Raw genomic sequence first — 16,697 nt, forward strand, 5'->3', positions numbered from 1 at the left:
GGTGTCGCGGTGGGGCTTGAAGTGGCGGACAAAGCCCCTACTTAGGGAAAGTCTTTGAAAATCCCCCTTAAATCCGAGGATGGCGTGATGCAAGAGAACACGAACCCGATCGACGAAACATTGCAGGACACCCAGGCCGACACCTTGGCCGAGCCGGTCGAGGCGGAGGGTGGCGACCGGGTGGCGGCGCTGGAGGCCGAGCTGGCCGAACTGAAGGACCAGTTCCTGCGCACGCGCGCCGAGATGGAGAACCTGCGCCGCCGTAGCGCCGAAGAGGTGATGAACGCGCAGAAGTACGCGATCAACAAGTTCGCGCAGGAGTTGCTGGCGGTAAAGGACAGCCTCGAGATGGCGCTCGCCGATCAGAGCGGCCAGTTCGACGCGTTGAAGTTCGGTGTCGACCTCACGCTCAAGCAACTGGCGTCGGCGTTCGAGAAGGCGCAGATCGTCGAGCTCAACCCGGTCGGCGAAAAGCTCGACCCGCACAAGCACCAGGCGATCAGCGCCGAGCCGTCGGACGCCGAGCCGAATACCGTCGTGCGCGTGATGCAGAAGGGTTATCTGGTCGCCGAGCGCGTGCTGCGCCCGGCGATGGTGGTGGTGTCCAAGGGACAGGAATAACCGCCCTCTTGAAATCGTGGAGGGCGCCACGACTTAGCAGACAAGACGCGGCAGCGGACGTCGAGAAAAGTTCCCCGCGCGCCGCATGAAATTTGGAAAGGATTGAAAAATGGGAAAAATCATCGGTATTGACCTGGGTACCACCAACTCCTGCGTGGCCGTGGTCGAGGGCGACCAGGCGCGCGTGATCGAGAACGCCGAGGGCGCGCGCACCACGCCGTCGATCATCGCCTACATGGAAGACGGCGAGATCCTGGTCGGCGCGCCGGCCAAGCGCCAGGCGGTCACCAACCCGAAGAACACGCTGTACGCGGTCAAGCGCCTGATCGGCCGCCGCTTCGAGGACAAGGAAGTCCAGAAGGATATCGAGCTGATGCCCTTCCAGATCGTCAAGGCCGGCAACGGCGACGCCTGGGTCAAGGTGCGCGACAAGGAAATGGCGCCGCCGCAGATCTCCGCCGAGGTCCTGCGCAAGATGAAGAAGGCCGCCGAGGACTACCTGGGCGAGGAAGTGACCGAGGCGGTGATCACCGTGCCGGCCTACTTCAACGATAGCCAGCGCCAGGCGACCAAGGACGCCGGCCGCATCGCCGGCCTCGAAGTGAAGCGCATCATCAACGAACCGACCGCCGCGGCGCTCGCGTTCGGCATGGACAAGCACGAGAAGGGCGACACCAAGATCGCGGTGTACGACCTGGGTGGCGGCACCTTCGACATCTCGATTATCGAGATCGCGGACGTCGACGGCGACAAGCAGTTCGAGGTGCTGGCCACCAACGGCGACACCTTCCTCGGTGGCGAGGACTTCGACCAGCGCATCATCGACTACATCGTCACCGAGTTCAAACGCGAGCAGGGCGTCGACCTGAAGAACGACGTGATGGCGCTGCAACGCCTGAAGGAAGCGGCCGAGAAGGCCAAGATCGAGCTGTCCTCCGCCGCGCAGACCGAGGTGAACCTGCCGTACATCACCATGGACGCCACCGGTCCGAAACACCTGGCGATGAAGATCACCCGCGCCAAGTTCGAATCGCTGGTCGAAGACCTGATCGAGCGTTCGATCGAGCCGTGCCGCGTCGCGCTGAAGGATGCCGGCCTGTCGGTGTCCGACATCCACGACGTGATCATGGTCGGCGGCCAGACCCGCATGCCGAAGGTGCTTGAGAAGGTGAAGGAATTCTTCGGCAAGGAGCCGCGCCGCGACGTGAACCCGGACGAAGCCGTCGCCGTCGGCGCCGCGATCCAGGGCTCGGTGCTCGCCGGTGACCGCACCGACGTGCTGCTGCTGGACGTGACGCCGCTGTCGCTCGGCATCGAGACCCTCGGCGGCGTGATGACCAAGCTGATCCAGAAGAACACCACCATCCCGACCAAGGCGAGCCAGACCTTCTCGACCGCCGAGGACAACCAGAACGCGGTGACGATCCACGTGCTGCAGGGCGAGCGCGAGCGCGCCTCGGCCAACAAGTCGCTCGGCCAGTTCAACCTGTCGGATATCCCGCCGGCGCCGCGCGGCATGCCGCAGATCGAGGTGACCTTCGACATCGACGCCAACGGCATCCTGCACGTGTCGGCCAAGGACAAGGCGACCGGCAAGGAGAACAAGATCACCATCCAGGCTTCGTCGGGTCTGTCCGAAGAAGAGATCCAGCGCATGGTGAAGGACGCCGAGGTCAACGCCGAGGAAGACAAGAAGCTGCACGAGCTGGTGCAGGCCAAGAACCAGGGCGAGGCGCTGGTGCACTCGGTGAAGAAATCGCTGACCGAGTACGGCGACAAGGTGTCGGCCGACGAGAAGACCGCGATCGAAGCCGCGCTGAAAGAGGCCGAAGAGGCGCTCAAGGGCGAGGACAAGGAAGCGATCGACGCCAAGGTCGAAGCGCTGATGAGCGCGTCGCACAAGTTGGCCGAGCAGATGTACGCCGACAAGGGCGCCGAGGCCGGCGCGCAGGCCCAGCCGGGCGCTTCGGCCGGCAAGCCGGACGACGACAACGTGGTCGACGCCGAATTCAAGGAAGTGAAGTAAGCGTCGGGCGTGAGCCGATCGCAGGGGGCCGCCACGCGTGCCCCCTGCTTTTTATGGTGCCTTGCGCAGGCGGCGGTGCTGCTCGCCGCGCGGGCGCTAGGCAATGAACAGGCAAATCAAGCATGGCAAAGCGCGATTACTACGAAGTGCTCGGGCTGGCGAAGAACGCCAGCGAGGACGAGATCAAGAAGACCTATCGCAAGCTGGCGATGAAGTACCACCCGGACCGCAACCCGGACAGCCACGAGGCCGAGGAGAAGTTCAAGGAGGTCAAGGAGGCGTACGAGATGCTGTCCGATCCGGAAAAGCGCGCCGCCTATGACCAGTTCGGTCACGCCGGCGTCGACCCGCAGGCCGGCATGGGGGGCGGAGGCGGCTTCGGCGGCTTCGGCGACGCGTTCGCCGACATCTTCGGCGACATCTTCGGCGGCCGCGCCGGCGGTGGCGGCGGACGCTCGAACGTCTACCGCGGCGCCGACCTGCAGTACAACCTCGAGATCAGCCTCGAGGACGCCGCGAAGGGCTGCGAGCGTCAGCTCGAATTCCAGGTGATGGAAGAGTGCGACACCTGCCACGGCAGCGGCGCCAAGCCCGGTACGCAGCCCAAGACCTGCTCGACCTGCGGCGGCCACGGCCAGGTACGCCTTTCGCAGGGCTTCTTCTCGATCCAGCAGACCTGCCCGACCTGCCACGGCAGCGGCAAGCAGATCACCGACCCGTGCGGCGCCTGCCACGGCGGCGGCCGCGTGCGTAAGAGCCGCAAGCTCAACGTCAAGATCCCGGCCGGCATCGACGACGGCATGAAGATCCGCAACGCCGGCCAGGGCGAGCCGGGCGTCAACGGCGGCCCGGCCGGCGACCTCTACGTGCAGATCCACCTCAAACCGCACCCGGTGTTCCGCCGCGACGGCATGAACCTGCACTGCGAGATGCCGATCTCGTTCGCGACCGCGGCGCTCGGCGGCGAGGTCGACATCCCGACGCTGGAAGGCATGGCGCGGCTGAAGATCCCGGCCGAGACGCAGACCGGCCGCGTGCTGCGCCTCAGGGGCAAGGGCGTCAAGTCGGTGCGCGGCGCCGACTACGGCGACCTGATGTGCCACGTGGTGGTCGAGACGCCGGTCAACCTGACCGAGCGCCAGAAGGAATTGCTGCGCGAGTTCGAGTCGGTCGCCGAGGGCGACACCGTCACGCACAACCCGCGCGCCAAGTCGTTCATGGACAAGCTGCGCGAGTTCTTCGACTGAGAGGAACGGGCGCGCAAGGCGACGGCAACCGGCGACGGTTGCCGTTTTTTTGTTCCTCGCCGGGCGGCAAGAGCGCGGAAATGATGTCGCCGCGTGACGAAATCTGCGTTTCGGGCCGCGGTGCACGATGTTTTTTTCGGGGAGGGATATTGCGACTGCACACATGGGGCGTGCCCGAAAAAGCCTTGACCTGCCTTGCGTTGCCGGAAGGGTTCCCCCCTGGTTTCGGTATGGAATTCTGTTTTTGCTGCATGGCAGCATCGTTATGGGTGAGATAAGTAGGGGTTATTCCTTGTTGGTCCTGCCGAATGGATACAATATTTTCTCTCCCTGCCTGAGGGCCCTTTGCCAAACGATGTCGTATCGGGGTCCGGGCAGGCATCAAAACTAAAGGCCGGCAGGACCATCGTCCCGACCGCGCCGACAATGTGCGGGAGCGCTCCACCGGGTGCGACTGCTGTCGAAGCAGAAATAGAGGAATTCACACGATGAACGAATTGGTGGATTGGATTAACGGGTATATCTGGAGTCCGGCGCTGATCTATCTGTGCCTGGGCGTGGGTCTGTACTTCTCGCTGCGTGGCCGCTTCCTGCAGGTTCGCCATGCCAAGGAGATGGTTCTCCTGATGTTTCAGGGCAAGGGTTCGAACGAGGGCGTGTCGTCGTTCCAGGCGCTGACCATGTCGCTGGCCGGCCGCGTCGGTACCGGCAACATCGCCGGCGTCGCGACCGCGATCACCTTCGGCGGTCCGGGTGCGGTGTTCTGGATGTGGCTGGTCGCCTTCCTCGGCGCCAGCTCCGCCTTTGTCGAGTCGACGCTGGCGCAGATCTACAAGGAAGACAACGACGGCCAGTACCGCGGCGGTCCGGCCTACTACATCGAGAAGGGCCTGGGCATGAAGTGGTACGCCTGGACCTTCGCCGTCGCCACCATCCTCGCTTGCGGCCTGCTGCTGCCGGGCGTACAGGCGAACAGCATCGCCTCCGGCCTCGAGAATGCCTTCGGCATCGTGCCGTCGGTGACCGCCGGCATCCTGGCGATCATGCTGGGCTTCATCATCTTCGGCGGCGTCAAGCGCATCGCGACCTTCGCCGAGATCGTCGTGCCCTTCATGGCGCTGGGCTACATCCTGGTCGCCTGCGTGATCATCGCGCTGAACATTTCCGAGCTGCCGGCAGCCTTCATGCTGATCATCAAGAGCGCCTTCGGCATGGAAGCCGGTTTCGGCGCCATCCTCGGCATGGCGATCCAGTGGGGCGTGAAGCGCGGCGTGTACTCGAACGAAGCCGGCCAGGGCACCGGTCCGCACCCGTCGGCCGCCGCCGAGGTCAGCCACCCGGCCAAGCAGGGTCTGGTGCAGGCCTTCTCGGTCTACGTCGACACCCTGTTCGTCTGCTCGGCGACCGCCTTCATGCTGATCCTGACCGGCATGTACAACGTCAAGGGGGCCGACGGCAGCCTGCTGGTGAACGGCCTGCCGGGCATCGACGCCGGTCCGGCCTACACCCAGAACGCCATCGAGAGCGTGATGCCGGGCTTCGGTTCCATCTTCGTCGCGATCGCGCTGTTCTTCTTCGCGTTCACGACCATCGTCGCCTACTACTACATCGCCGAAACCAACATCGCCTACATCAACCGCAAGATCCACCGTCCGTGGATGATGTTCGCGCTGAAGATCGCGATCATGGCTGCCGTCGTCTACGGCTGCGTGAAGACCGCCGCCGTGGCCTGGGGCCTGGGCGACATCGGCGTCGGCCTGATGGCCTGGCTGAACATCGCCGCGATCATCCTGCTGCAGAAGCCCGCCTTCGCCGCGCTGCGCGACTACGAAGCGCAGAAGAAGGCCGGTCTCGACCCGGTGTTCGATCCCACCAAGCTGGGCATCAAGGGTGCCGACTTCTGGATCGGCTACGGCAAGAAGCGCGCCGCCAAACAGGCCGGCAGCACCGTGGTCCGTCCGGTAGAGGAAAGCAGCGGTCGTTAAGGTCCGCTTCCTCCCCGTGCCGCCGTCCCCGTGACGGGCGGCGGCACGGGGGAGTACACTTGCAAACACGCCGTTCCGGCGTGTTTTTTTTCGTCCGCGCCGCCCGGCGGCGCGGACCTGGCCGAGGAATTCCGATGAAAGCGTCCGTCTGGCTGTGGCTGGGCCTGATCGTCACCCCCGTCGTCACCGTGATCGGCACGCTGGCGCGTCTGGCGAGGAAGGAGCCGCCGCCGACGCTGCCCGCGTCGCTGACGCGCCACAAGCGCTTCGACGCCGCGGCGCGCAGCGAGGCGACGCGCGCCGCGCTCGCCCGGCAGGATGGCGCCGGCGACGCGGGCGACGGGAAGCCGGCCGACTGAGGCGCCTCCCTCGCCAGTTATCTCTTTCGCGTGATCATTTTTCCGACGAGAACGACATGAACTTTGCCCACCGAGCCTTCCCCGCCGCGCGGCCGCGCCGCATGCGCCGCGACGACTTCTCGCGCCGCCTGATGCGCGAGAACGTGCTGACCGCCAATGACCTGATCTACCCGGTGTTCGTGCTCGAGGGCGACAACCGGGAGCAGGCGGTGGCCTCGATGCCGGGCGTGACGCGCCAGAGCCTCGACAAACTGCTCGTCACCGCCGAAGCCGCGCTCGAGCTCGGCATCCCGATGCTGGCGCTGTTTCCGGTGATCGAGTCGGGCAAGAGCAACAACGCCGACGAGGCGTACAACCCGGACGGGCTGGTGCCGCGCGCGGTGCGCGAACTGAAGGCGCGCTTCCCTGAGCTGGGTGTGATGACCGACATCGCGCTCGACCCGTACACCATCCACGGCCAGGACGGCGTGATCGACGACGCCGGCTACGTGCTCAACGACGTCACCGTCGAGGTGCTGGTGCGCCAGGCGCTCTGTCACGCCGAGGCCGGCGTCGACGTGGTCGCGCCTTCCGACATGATGGACGGCCGCATCGGCGCGATCCGCGACGCGCTCGAGGCCGACGGCTTCATCCACACGCGCATCATGGCCTACTCGGCCAAGTACGCCTCCAGCTTTTACGGTCCGTTCCGCGACGCGGTCGGCAGCTCGGCCAACCTCGGCAAGGCCGACAAGAATACCTACCAGATGGACCCGGCCAACGGCGACGAGGCGCTGCAGGAAATCGCCTACGACCTCGCCGAGGGTGCCGACATGGTGATGGTCAAGCCCGGCATGCCCTACCTGGACGTGATCCGCCGCGTGAAGGACGAATTTTGCGTGCCGACCTTCGCCTACCAGGTGTCGGGCGAGTACGCGATGCTGAAGGCCGCCGGAGAGAACGGCTGGCTCGACGAGGAAAAGTGCATGATGGAGGCGCTGTTGGCGTTCAAGCGCGCCGGTGCCGACGGCATCCTCAGCTACTTCGCGCTCGACGCGGCGCGCGTGCTCAAGGGCTGAGCGCGCGCCGCGGTGTGCGCGACTTCCATATTGCATAAATTTTTCCCCGTCGCGGGTGGGCAGGTCTACAATCGAATCAAGCCGAACGGCCGATCCGGCGATCCCGGATGCGGCCGTTTTTGCGGGTGCGCGAACCGCGCGCCCGGCCAACCCCGGGGAGATTCATGAACCACACCTACCTCGCCCATCTCGAAGCGGAGCTCGCCCACCTGCGCGCCGCCGGCTTCGAGAAGCCCGAACGCGTGATCGCCAGTCCGCAGCGGCCGCACCTCCACCTCGCCGACAACGGCCGTACGCTGCTCAACTTCTGCGCCAACAACTACCTCGGCCTCGCCGACGATGCGCGCCTCGTCGCCGCCGCGAAGGCCGGGCTCGACGCCTACGGCTACGGCTGCGCGTCGGTGCGCTTCATCTGCGGCACGCAGACCGTGCACAAGGAGCTGGAGGCGGCGATCTCGGCGTTGTTGGGCACCGACGACACCATCCTCTATTCGAGCTGCTTCGACGCCAACGGCGGCGTGTTCGAGACGCTGCTGACCGACGACGACGCGGTGATCTCCGACGCGCTGAACCACGCGTCCATCATCGACGGGATCCGGCTGTCGAAGGCTCGTCGCTACCGCTACGCCAACAACGACATGGCCGACCTCGAGGCGCAGCTTAAGGCCGCCGAGGAGGACGGCGCGCGCTTCAAGCTGATCGTCACCGACGGCGTGTTCTCGATGGACGGCGTCATCGCCGACCTCGCGGCCATCTGCGACCTGGCCGAGCAGTACGGCGCGCTGGTGATGGTCGACGACTCGCACGCGGTCGGCTTCATGGGCGACACCGGCGCCGGCACGCCCGAGCACTGCGGCGTCGCCGACCGCGTCGACCTGTACAGCGGCACGCTCGGCAAGGCGCTCGGCGGCGCCTCGGGCGGCTACGTGTCCGGCCGCGCGGCGATGATTGCGATGCTGCGCCAGCGGTCGCGCCCCTACCTGTTCTCCAACAGCCTCGCGCCGGCGATCGCCGCCGCCAGCCTCGAAGCGCTGAAGATCGTCGACGCGGAGGGCGCCGCGCTGCGCGCGCGCCTCAAGGCCAACGCCGAACGCTTCCGCGCCGGCATGAGCGCCGCCGGCTTCAAGCTGGTGCCGGGCGAGCACCCGATCGTGCCGGTGATGCTCGGCGAGGCGGCGCTGGCGGCCGAGATGGCGGCGAAGCTGCTCGAGGAGGGCGTCTACGTGATCGGCTTTTCCTACCCGGTGGTGCCCCGTGGCGCGGCGCGCATCCGCACGCAGATGTCGGCGGCGCATTCGGAGGACGACATCGACGCGGCGATCGCCGCCTTCGCCAGGGTTGGCCGAGCGCTCGGCGTGATCCGCGCCGACCGTTGAGACGGTACGCAAACGAGGGGACACCACCATGCGCGCACTCGCGAAACTTACCGCCGGTCCGGGGCTGACGCTGACCCGGATGGCCCGCCCCGAGGTCGGCCACAACGACGTGCTGATCCGCATCGTCAAAACCGCGATCTGCGGCACCGACATCCATATCTGGAACTGGGACGACTGGGCGAAGAAGACCATTCCGGTGCCGATGCAGGTCGGTCACGAATACGTCGGCGTGATCGAGGCGATCGGTTCCGAGGTCGAAGGCTTCAAGATCGGCGACCGCGTCTCCGGCGAGGGGCACATCACCTGCGGCCATTGCCGCAACTGCCGCGCCGGCCGTCGCCACCTGTGCCGCAACACCGTCGGCGTCGGCGTCAACCGGCCCGGCGCCTTCGCCGACTATCTGGTCATCCCGGCCTTCAACGCCTTCCACATTCCCGACGACATCCCCGACGAGCTGGCGGCGATCTTCGACCCGTTCGGCAACGCGGTGCATACCGCTCTCGCCTACAACCTGGTCGGCGAGGACGTGCTGATCACCGGCGCCGGGCCGATCGGCGCGATGGCCTCTGCCGTCGCGCGCCACGTCGGCGCCCGCCACGTGGTCGTCACCGACGTCAACGACTACCGGCTCGAGCTGGCGCGCGCCATGGGCGCGAGCCGCGCGGTCAACGTCGCGCGCGAGGAGCTGAAGACGGTGATGGCCGAACTCGACATGCACGAGGGCTTCGACGTCGGGCTCGAGATGTCGGGCAACCCGGCCGCCTTCCGCCAGATGCTCGACGTGATGAACCACGGCGGCAAGCTCGCGCTGTTGGGCATCCCCCCCGGCGAGACCGCGATCGACTGGAACCAGGTGATCTTCAAGGGGCTGGAGATGCGCGGCATCTACGGCCGCGAGATGTTCGAGACCTGGTACAAGATGGTCGCCTTGCTGCAGTCGGGGCTGGACCTGACGCCAATGGTCACGCACCGCTTCCCGGTCGAGCGCTACCGCGAGGGCTTCGACGCGATGCTGTCCGGCCGCTCGGGCAAGGTCGTGCTCGACTGGATCGGCTAAGATGCGGCACGCGCTTGTGTCAAACCGTTGTCATGGCTAAGATGCGCTCTTTCCCGAATTGACAATGGTATGGCGGCGCGCACCTGCGGGCGCGCCGCCGCCCGCCTTTTCCAGCATGTTCCGTTTCTTCCTCGCCTGCGCGCTCGCCGCGCTGACCGTCCCGGCGGCACTCGCCGTGGCCGGCCCGGTGCTGCGCGTCGGCGTCGAGCGGCTGGACTACTATCCCTTCTACGTCAGCGACGGTCGCGGCTACCGCGGCTACGCGCGCGACCTGCTGGACGCCTACGCTGCTTCGCGCGGCCTGCGTTTCAGCTACGAGCCGATGGAGATCCCCGACCAGGTCCGCCTTTTTCTCGGCAGCGACCGGCTCGATTTCGCCTTTCCCGACCATCCGGCCTGGCACGAGGACGCCAAGCAGGGCAAGGCGGTGCATTACAGCCAGCCGGTCGGCGTGCTGCTCGAGGGCTTGGTGGTGCGACGCGGCGAAACGGGGCGTTCGCTCGCCCGCGTACGGCGCGTCGGCATCGTCAAGGGCTTCGTGGCGCAGGCGATCCGGCGCGAGGTGCAGAGCGGCCAGATCGCCGTGTTCGAGAGCCAGAGTCTGGACGCGTTGTTCCAGCTGCTCGCGCTCGGCCGGCTCGACGCGGTCTACGTCGACTTCCAGGTCGCGCGCCTGCGCCTGGCCCTGCTCAAGCTCGACGGCAAGCTCGTCGCCGACCCGACCCTGCCCTTCGACCGGCACGAGCTGCGCCTCTCCAGCCGCCAGCACCCGGAGCGCATCGCCGACTTCGACCGTTTCCTGTTGCGCGAGGCCGGCACGGTGAGCGCGCTCAAGCGCCGTTACGGCCTGCACTGAGCCCGCGCGGCGCTTGCTTTCGCGCGGCGGCGCTTAGGCATTACAATCGGCGTTTGTTTATCCAACCCGACAGCGCCCTATGCTCACCTTTCAGCAAATCATCCTTCGACTTCAGCAGTACTGGAACGATCAAGGCTGCGTGCTGTTGCAGCCCTACGATATGGAAATGGGCGCGGGCACCTTTCACACCGCCACCTTCCTGCGCGCGCTCGGCCCCGAACCGTGGCGCGCCGCCTACGTGCAGCCGTCGCGCCGCCCGAAGGACGGCCGCTACGGCGAGAACCCGAACCGCCTGCAGCACTACTACCAGTTCCAGGTCGCGCTCAAGCCGAACCCGGCCAACATCCAGGACCTCTACCTCGGTTCGCTGAAGGAGCTGGGCATCGACCCGACAGTGCACGACATCCGCTTCGTCGAGGACGACTGGGAGAGCCCGACGCTCGGCGCCTGGGGGCTGGGCTGGGAGGTGTGGCTGAACGGCATGGAGGTGACGCAGTTCACCTACTTCCAGCAGGTCGGCGGCCTCGACTGCAAGCCGGTGCTCGGCGAGATCACCTACGGCCTCGAGCGCCTGGCGATGTACCTGCAGGGCGTCGAGAACGTCTACGACCTCGTCTGGTCGATCGCGCCGGACGGCACGAAGGTGAGCTACGGCGACGTCTACCACCAGAACGAGGTCGAGCAGTCGACCTACAACTTCGAGTCGGCCAACGTCGAGCTGCTGTTCCGCCTGTTCTCCGACTTCGAGGGCGAGGCGCGTCGGCTGATCGAGGCGAATCTGGCGCTGCCGGCCTACGAGATGGTCGTCAAGTGCTCGCACACCTTCAACCTGCTCGACGCGCGCGGCGCGATCTCGGTGACCGAGCGCGCCGCCTACATCGGCCGCGTGCGCGCGCTGGCCCGCCTCGTCGCGCAGGCCTACTACGACTCGCGCGAAGCGCTCGGCTTCCCGATGCTGGCCAAGGCCGAGTGATGACGCGCTGGCCCGCGCTCGCCGCCGCGCTGCTCGCCGCGCCGCCCGCCCTCGCCGCCGACTGGCTGGTGTACGAGGCGGGCGAGGCGCTCGAGCTGGCGATAGACCGCGACGCGGTCTGGCGCGAGAACGGGCTGGTCCATTTCGTGAACCAGGAGCGCTTTGCCGAGCGCCGCTACGACAAGCGCTACAACGTCCGCTACGCGATCCGCCGCAGCGAGGGCTGGGCCGACTGCGGGCGCTACCGCTACCAGCTTGTGTCGTCGAGCTACCACAGCGCCTCCGGCCGCACGCTCTACGCGACGCTGTTCCCGCTGCAGAGCTACAACCGCAGCTGGCAGCCCGTCTACGAGGGCTCGGTCGCCGACGCGATGCTGACGCGGGTGTGCGAGCTTGGCCGAAGCGCTCCGAACAAGAAATCACCGACACCATGAACGCAACCCTGCTGATCGAACTGTTTACCGAGGAACTGCCGCCCAAGGCGCTGCCGAAACTGGCGGCCAGTTTCGCCGACACCATCGCCGAGGAGCTGAAGAAGCTGCAGTTCGCCGCGCCCGACGCCGAGGCGCACGTGTTCGCCAGCCCGCGCCGTCTCGCGGTCAGCCTGCCCGGCGTGCTCGCCGTGCAGCCGGACCAGCACATCGTCAGGAAAGGCCCGTCGCTGGCCGCCGGCATGAAGGACGGCGCGCCGACCAAGGCGCTCGAGGGCTTCGCGCGCTCCTGCGGCGTGGCCATCGAGCAGCTTTCCGTCTCCAGCGACGGCAAGCAGGACGTGTACGCCTACGAATCGACCAAGGCCGGCGAGCCGCTCGCGGCCGTGCTGTCGGGCATCGTCGCCACCGCGCTCAAGAAGCTGCCGGCGCCCAAGCTGATGCGCTGGGCCGACTCCGAACACCAGTTCGTGCGCCCGGTGCACGGCCTGGTGATGCTGCACGGCGACGCCGTCGTCGCCGGCGAGGTGCTCGGCTTTGCGAGCGGCCGCGTCACCGGCGGCCACCGCTTCCTGTCCGCCGGCCCGGTGTCGATTCCCGACGCCGACGCCTATGCGCGCACGCTGTTCGAGGAGGGCAAGGTGGTCGCCAGCTTCGAGGCGCGCGCCAAGCTGACGCGCAGCCGCCTCGAGGACCACGCCCGCAAGCTTGGCGCGACCATCGCCGCCGACGACGCGCTGTTCGACGAGGTCGCCGCGCTGGTCGAGTGGCCGGTGGTGCTCGAGGCCGGTTTCGACGAGGACTTCCTCGCGGTGCCGCAGGAGTGCCTGATCCTGACCATGCAGCAGAATCAGAAGTACTTCCCGCTGCTCGACGCGTCCGGCCGGCTGATGAACCGCTTTCTCTTGGTGTCCAACATCGAGGCGGCCGACCCGAGCCACGTGATCCACGGCAACGAGCGCGTGCTGCGCGCGCGGCTGTCCGACGCGAAGTTCTTCTTCGAGCAGGACCAGAAGCACAAGCTCGACGCGCGCGTGCCGAAGTTGGCCGAGGTCGTCTACCACAACCAGATCGGCAGCCAGCTCGAGCGCGTCGCGCGCCTCGAGACGCTGGCCGGCGAGATCGCCGGCATGCTCGGCGCCGACCGCGCGCTGGCCGGCCGCGCCGCCTACCTCGCCAAGGCCGACCTGTTGACCGACATGGTCGGCGAGTTCCCCGAGCTCCAGGGCGTGATGGGCCGGTACTACGCGCGCCTCGACGGCGAGCCGGACGTGGTCGCCGACGCGATCGAGGACCACTACCGTCCGCGCTTCGCCGGCGACGCGCTGCCGCAGGGGCCGGTCGCCCAGTCGGTCGCGCTGGCCGACAAGCTCGAGACCATCGTCGGCATCTGGGGCATCGGCCTGATCCCGACCGGCGACAAGGATCCGTTCGCGCTGCGCCGCGCCGCTTTGGGCGTGCTGCGCATGCTGCTGGAGGCGCCGCTGGACCTGAAGGCGCTGCTGGCCGCCGCCGCCGCCTCGTTTCCGGCCGGCAAGCTGTCGGCCACGGTCGCCGACGAGGTGTACGGTTTCATGCTCGAGCGCCTGAAGAACCTGCTGGCCGCCGACTACCGCGGCGACGAGGTCGACGCGGTGCTGGCCTTCGCGCCGAGCCGCCTCGACGAAGTGCGCGCGGTGCTGGCCGCCGTGGCCGAGTTCCGCCGCCTGCCCGAGGCGGCGACGCTGGCGGCCGCCAACAAGCGCGTGAAGAACATCCTGAAGAAGGCCGAGGGCGAGGTCGGCGCGGTGAAGCCGGCGCTGTTGTCCGAGGCGGCCGAGACCGCGTTGTACGACGCGCTCGAGCAGCTCGCGCCGCAGGTCGAGGCCCGCTTCGCCGCGCACGACTTCACCGGCGCGCTGTCGCTCCTTTCGGGCCTGAAGACGCCGGTCGACGCCTTCTTCGACTCGGTGATGGTGATGGCCGACGACGCGGCGGTGCGCGCCAACCGCATCGCGCTGTTGGCGCGTCTGTCCGGCCTGTTCAACCGCGTGGCCGACATCTCGCTGTTGGCCGAATAAGCCGGCCCGGCCCGGGTTGGCCGAGCCCTCGGCCAACCCGGGCCCTTGCACAGGATTCGCAAGCATGAAAATGGTGATCCTCGACCGCGACGGCGTGATCAACCGCGACAGCGACGACTTCGTGAAATCGCCCGCCGAATGGGTGCCGATCGACAAGAGCCTCGACGCGATCGCGCTGTTCACCCAGGCCGGCTGGAAGGTGGTCGTCGCGACCAACCAGTCTGGCCTGGCGCGCGGCCTGTTCGACATGGCGGCGCTCAACGCGATGCACGCCAAGATGCACCGGCTGGTCAACCAGGCCGGCGGCCGCATCGACGCGGTGCTGTTCTGTCCGCACATGGCCGACGACGACTGCGACTGCCGCAAGCCCCGGCCGGGCATGGTGCGCGAGATCGCCGCGCGCTTCGGCGTCAAACCCGAGACGCTGCCCTTGATCGGCGACAGCCTGCGCGACCTGGAGGCGATCGCCGAACTCGGCGGCCAGCCCATCCTCGTCAAGACCGGCAAGGGCGGCAAGACGCTGCAGAAGGGCGGTCTGCCCGAGGGCACGCTGGTGTTCGAAGACCTCTACGCGGCGGCGAGCTACCTGATCGACCGCAGTCAGTAACCCTTAAACTGGGCGCGCCGCGACCCGGTGCGTTCGTGCTCCTACATGATTCTCTGGATTCGCAACCTGCTCTACTGGCTGGGCCTGGCCGTGCTGACCCCGCCGTTCGCCATCCTGGCCGTCCTGATCCTGCCGCTGCCGCGCCGCCTGCGCCACCGTATCATCAGCGGCTGGACGCACAGCATGCTGTGGTGGCTCAAGACCACCTGCGGCCTGTCGTACAAGGTGATCGGCCGCGAAAACATTCCCGACACGCCGTCGGTCATCGCGTCCAAGCACCAGTCCGGCTGGGAGACGATGGCGCTGCAGCAGATCTTCCCGCCGCAGGTCTGGGTGCTCAAGCGCGAGCTGTTGTGGATTCCGTTCTTCGGCTGGGGGCTGGCGACCATGTCGCCGATCGCGATCGACCGCGGCAACCGCATCGAGGCGCAGCGCAAGCTGATGAAGCAGGGCCGCGCGCGGCTGGACGCCGGCTTCTGGATCGTCGTCTTCCCCGAGGGCACGCGCATCCGCGCCGGCCTGGCCGGCAAGTACAAACTCGGCGCGGCGCGGCTGGCGGCGCAATTGCAGGTGCCGATGGTGCCGGTGGCGCTGAACTCGGGCGAGTTCTGGCCGCGCAATTCCTTCCTCAAGTATCCGGGCGAGATCACCGTGGTGATCGGCAAGCCCATCCTGCCCGACGGGCGCGACGCGGCCGACATGATGGCCGAGGCCGAGGGCTGGATCGAGGCGCGCCAGCGCGAGATCGGCGGCGCCGGCCCGTGCGCGCATCCCGATGACAAGGCGCGCCGCGCTCACGCTCACGCTCGCGCTGCCTGACGGCGGCGAGGTGCCGGTCGCGCTGATCCGGCGCGCGAGGAAAAGCATTGGCCTCGCGATCCGCGACGGCCGCATCGAACTCGTCGCGCCGGCCTCGGTGCCGCTCGCGCGCCTGGCCGAGGTGCTCGACGCGCGCCGCGACTGGCTGCTGCGCCACTGGCTGGCCGACGCGGCGCGGCGCGCCGAGCTGGCGGCGCTGCCGGCGGCGCCCGAGTGGCTCGGCCAAGCCTTGACGCCCGACTGGACCGGCCCGGGCCGCGCCGCCTGCCGGCGCGACGGCGACCGGCTGATCGTCGCCGGCCCGCACCCGGAGCGCGAGCTCGACGCCTTTGGCGCGCTCGTCGCGCGCTGGCTGCGCCGCGAGGCGGCGGCGACGCTGGCCGAGCGCGTCGCCTTATGGTCGCGCGCGACCGGGCTCGCGCCGGGCCGGCTGATGCTGTCGAACGCGCGCCGCCGCTGGGGCAGCTGCGCCGCCGACGGCACGGTGCGGCTGAACTGGCGGCTGGTGCAGGCGCCGGTCGCCGTCGTCGACTATGTCGTCGTCCACGAGCTTTGTCATCTCGAACACCTGAACCACTCGACCGCGTTCTGGTCTCTAGTGGCTTCACATCTGCCCGACTGGGCGGCCCGTCGCGACTGGCTCAAAAGGCATGCCGCGCGGCTGTTCCGCTACGGTTAGGGCCCACAAGAAGGAGGAAATCATGCGTTTGCTGCACACCATGCTGCGCGTCGGGAATCTCGAGCGCTCGCTGGCCTTTTACCAGGAGGTGCTCGGCATGAAGCTGCTGCGCCGGAGCAACTATCCGGACGGCCGCTTCACGCTGGCCTTCGTCGGCTACGGCGACGAGGCCGACCAGACGGTACTCGAGCTGACGCACAACTGGGACACCGACGCCTACGAACTGGGCAATGCCTACGGCCATATCGCGATCGAGGTCGACGATGCCTACGCCGCCTGCGAGGCGGTGCGCGCCAAGGGCGGCAAGGTGACGCGCGAGGCCGGCCCGATGAAGCACGGCACCACGGTGATCGCCTTCGTCGAGGATCCGGACGGCTACAAGATCGAGTTCATCCAGAAAGGTTCGCGTCAGGGCGCGCACGACTGACGCCCGACGCTTTCCTCCCCGCGCGCCGCGGGGAGCGCTACGTTGCCCGCGTGGCAGTGTGACGAGCCCGGCCCGCCAGCCGCCCGACAGGGCGGGGCGGGCCCATCGCCAACCGG

At 67.7% G+C, this 16,697-nt stretch carries 16 protein-coding genes; all 16 read left to right on the top strand.

All coding sequences use genetic code 11. The features are described from left to right. Window positions 1-87: 87 nt before the first annotated feature. The 16 genes from grpE to gloA all read left to right on the top strand — a co-directional run bounded on the left by grpE (window position 88) and on the right by gloA (window position 16,581). Window positions 88-621, top strand: coding sequence for a nucleotide exchange factor GrpE (gene grpE / locus EV683_RS00100; protein ID WP_131861187.1), 534 nt, complete (start codon window positions 88-90; stop codon window positions 619-621). A 109-nt stretch (window positions 622-730) separates the two neighbouring features. After that, a complete protein-coding gene (dnaK, locus tag EV683_RS00105) occupies window positions 731-2,647 on the top strand; it encodes a molecular chaperone DnaK (protein ID WP_066612323.1) in 1,917 nt (638 codons plus the stop codon). Between the two features lie 122 nt (window positions 2,648-2,769). Next, window positions 2,770-3,894 (top strand): molecular chaperone DnaJ, encoded by a 1,125-nt coding sequence (gene dnaJ / locus EV683_RS00110; protein WP_131861189.1) that lies wholly within the window; start codon window positions 2,770-2,772, stop codon window positions 3,892-3,894. Window positions 3,895-4,382: 488 nt separating this feature from the next. Next, entirely contained in the window at window positions 4,383-5,879 is a 1,497-nt protein-coding gene (locus EV683_RS00115; RefSeq protein WP_066612327.1) for an alanine/glycine:cation symporter family protein, read from the top strand. 134 nt (window positions 5,880-6,013) lie between these two features. Continuing rightward, entirely contained in the window at window positions 6,014-6,238 is a 225-nt protein-coding gene (locus tag EV683_RS00120) for a hypothetical protein (RefSeq protein ID WP_131861191.1), read from the top strand. Window positions 6,239-6,294: 56 nt separating this feature from the next. Then, window positions 6,295-7,296: a porphobilinogen synthase gene (gene hemB / locus EV683_RS00125; protein WP_131861193.1), complete on the top strand. Its 1,002-nt coding sequence runs from the start codon at window positions 6,295-6,297 to the stop codon at window positions 7,294-7,296. 164 nt (window positions 7,297-7,460) lie between these two features. Then, window positions 7,461-8,672 carry a glycine C-acetyltransferase gene (locus EV683_RS00130; protein ID WP_066612333.1) on the top strand — a complete coding sequence of 404 codons (1,212 nt, stop codon included), beginning with the start codon at window positions 7,461-7,463 and terminating at the stop codon, window positions 8,670-8,672. 28 nt (window positions 8,673-8,700) lie between these two features. After that, window positions 8,701-9,729, top strand: a complete 1,029-nt coding sequence (gene tdh, locus EV683_RS00135) for an L-threonine 3-dehydrogenase (RefSeq protein WP_131861195.1) — start codon at window positions 8,701-8,703, stop codon at window positions 9,727-9,729. 115 nt (window positions 9,730-9,844) lie between these two features. Next, window positions 9,845-10,585 (top strand): substrate-binding periplasmic protein, encoded by a 741-nt coding sequence (locus tag EV683_RS00140; protein WP_165916767.1) that lies wholly within the window; start codon window positions 9,845-9,847, stop codon window positions 10,583-10,585. A gap of 79 nt (window positions 10,586-10,664) precedes the next feature. Continuing rightward, window positions 10,665-11,558, top strand: coding sequence for a glycine--tRNA ligase subunit alpha (glyQ, locus tag EV683_RS00145; RefSeq protein WP_131861197.1), 894 nt, complete (start codon window positions 10,665-10,667; stop codon window positions 11,556-11,558). Continuing rightward, the gene (locus EV683_RS00150) at window positions 11,558-11,992 is read left to right on the top strand and encodes a surface-adhesin E family protein (protein WP_131861199.1); all 435 of its coding nucleotides are present in this window, start codon (window positions 11,558-11,560) and stop codon (window positions 11,990-11,992) included. The genes glyQ and EV683_RS00150 overlap by 1 nt, the downstream gene beginning before the upstream one ends. Further along, window positions 11,989-14,049 carry a glycine--tRNA ligase subunit beta gene (gene glyS / locus EV683_RS00155; protein ID WP_131861201.1) on the top strand — a complete coding sequence of 687 codons (2,061 nt, stop codon included), beginning with the start codon at window positions 11,989-11,991 and terminating at the stop codon, window positions 14,047-14,049. The genes EV683_RS00150 and glyS overlap by 4 nt, the downstream gene beginning before the upstream one ends. Window positions 14,050-14,113: 64 nt before the next feature. After that, the gene (gmhB, locus tag EV683_RS00160) at window positions 14,114-14,656 is read left to right on the top strand and encodes a D-glycero-beta-D-manno-heptose 1,7-bisphosphate 7-phosphatase (RefSeq protein ID WP_066612354.1); all 543 of its coding nucleotides are present in this window, start codon (window positions 14,114-14,116) and stop codon (window positions 14,654-14,656) included. A 45-nt stretch (window positions 14,657-14,701) separates the two neighbouring features. Then, the gene (locus tag EV683_RS00165; protein WP_131861203.1) at window positions 14,702-15,475 is read left to right on the top strand and encodes a lysophospholipid acyltransferase family protein; all 774 of its coding nucleotides are present in this window, start codon (window positions 14,702-14,704) and stop codon (window positions 15,473-15,475) included. Then, on the top strand, window positions 15,432-16,154 hold the full coding sequence (locus EV683_RS00170) for a M48 family metallopeptidase (protein WP_131861205.1): 723 nt from the start codon (window positions 15,432-15,434) through the stop codon (window positions 16,152-16,154). The genes EV683_RS00165 and EV683_RS00170 overlap by 44 nt, the downstream gene beginning before the upstream one ends. A gap of 22 nt (window positions 16,155-16,176) precedes the next feature. Then, window positions 16,177-16,581 (top strand): lactoylglutathione lyase, encoded by a 405-nt coding sequence (gloA, locus tag EV683_RS00175; RefSeq protein ID WP_066612360.1) that lies wholly within the window; start codon window positions 16,177-16,179, stop codon window positions 16,579-16,581. The last annotated feature ends 116 nt before the right edge of the window (window positions 16,582-16,697 follow it).

This window comes from Crenobacter luteus (assembly GCF_004345725.1).
Classification (GTDB): Bacteria; Pseudomonadota; Gammaproteobacteria; order Burkholderiales; family Chromobacteriaceae; genus Crenobacter; species Crenobacter luteus.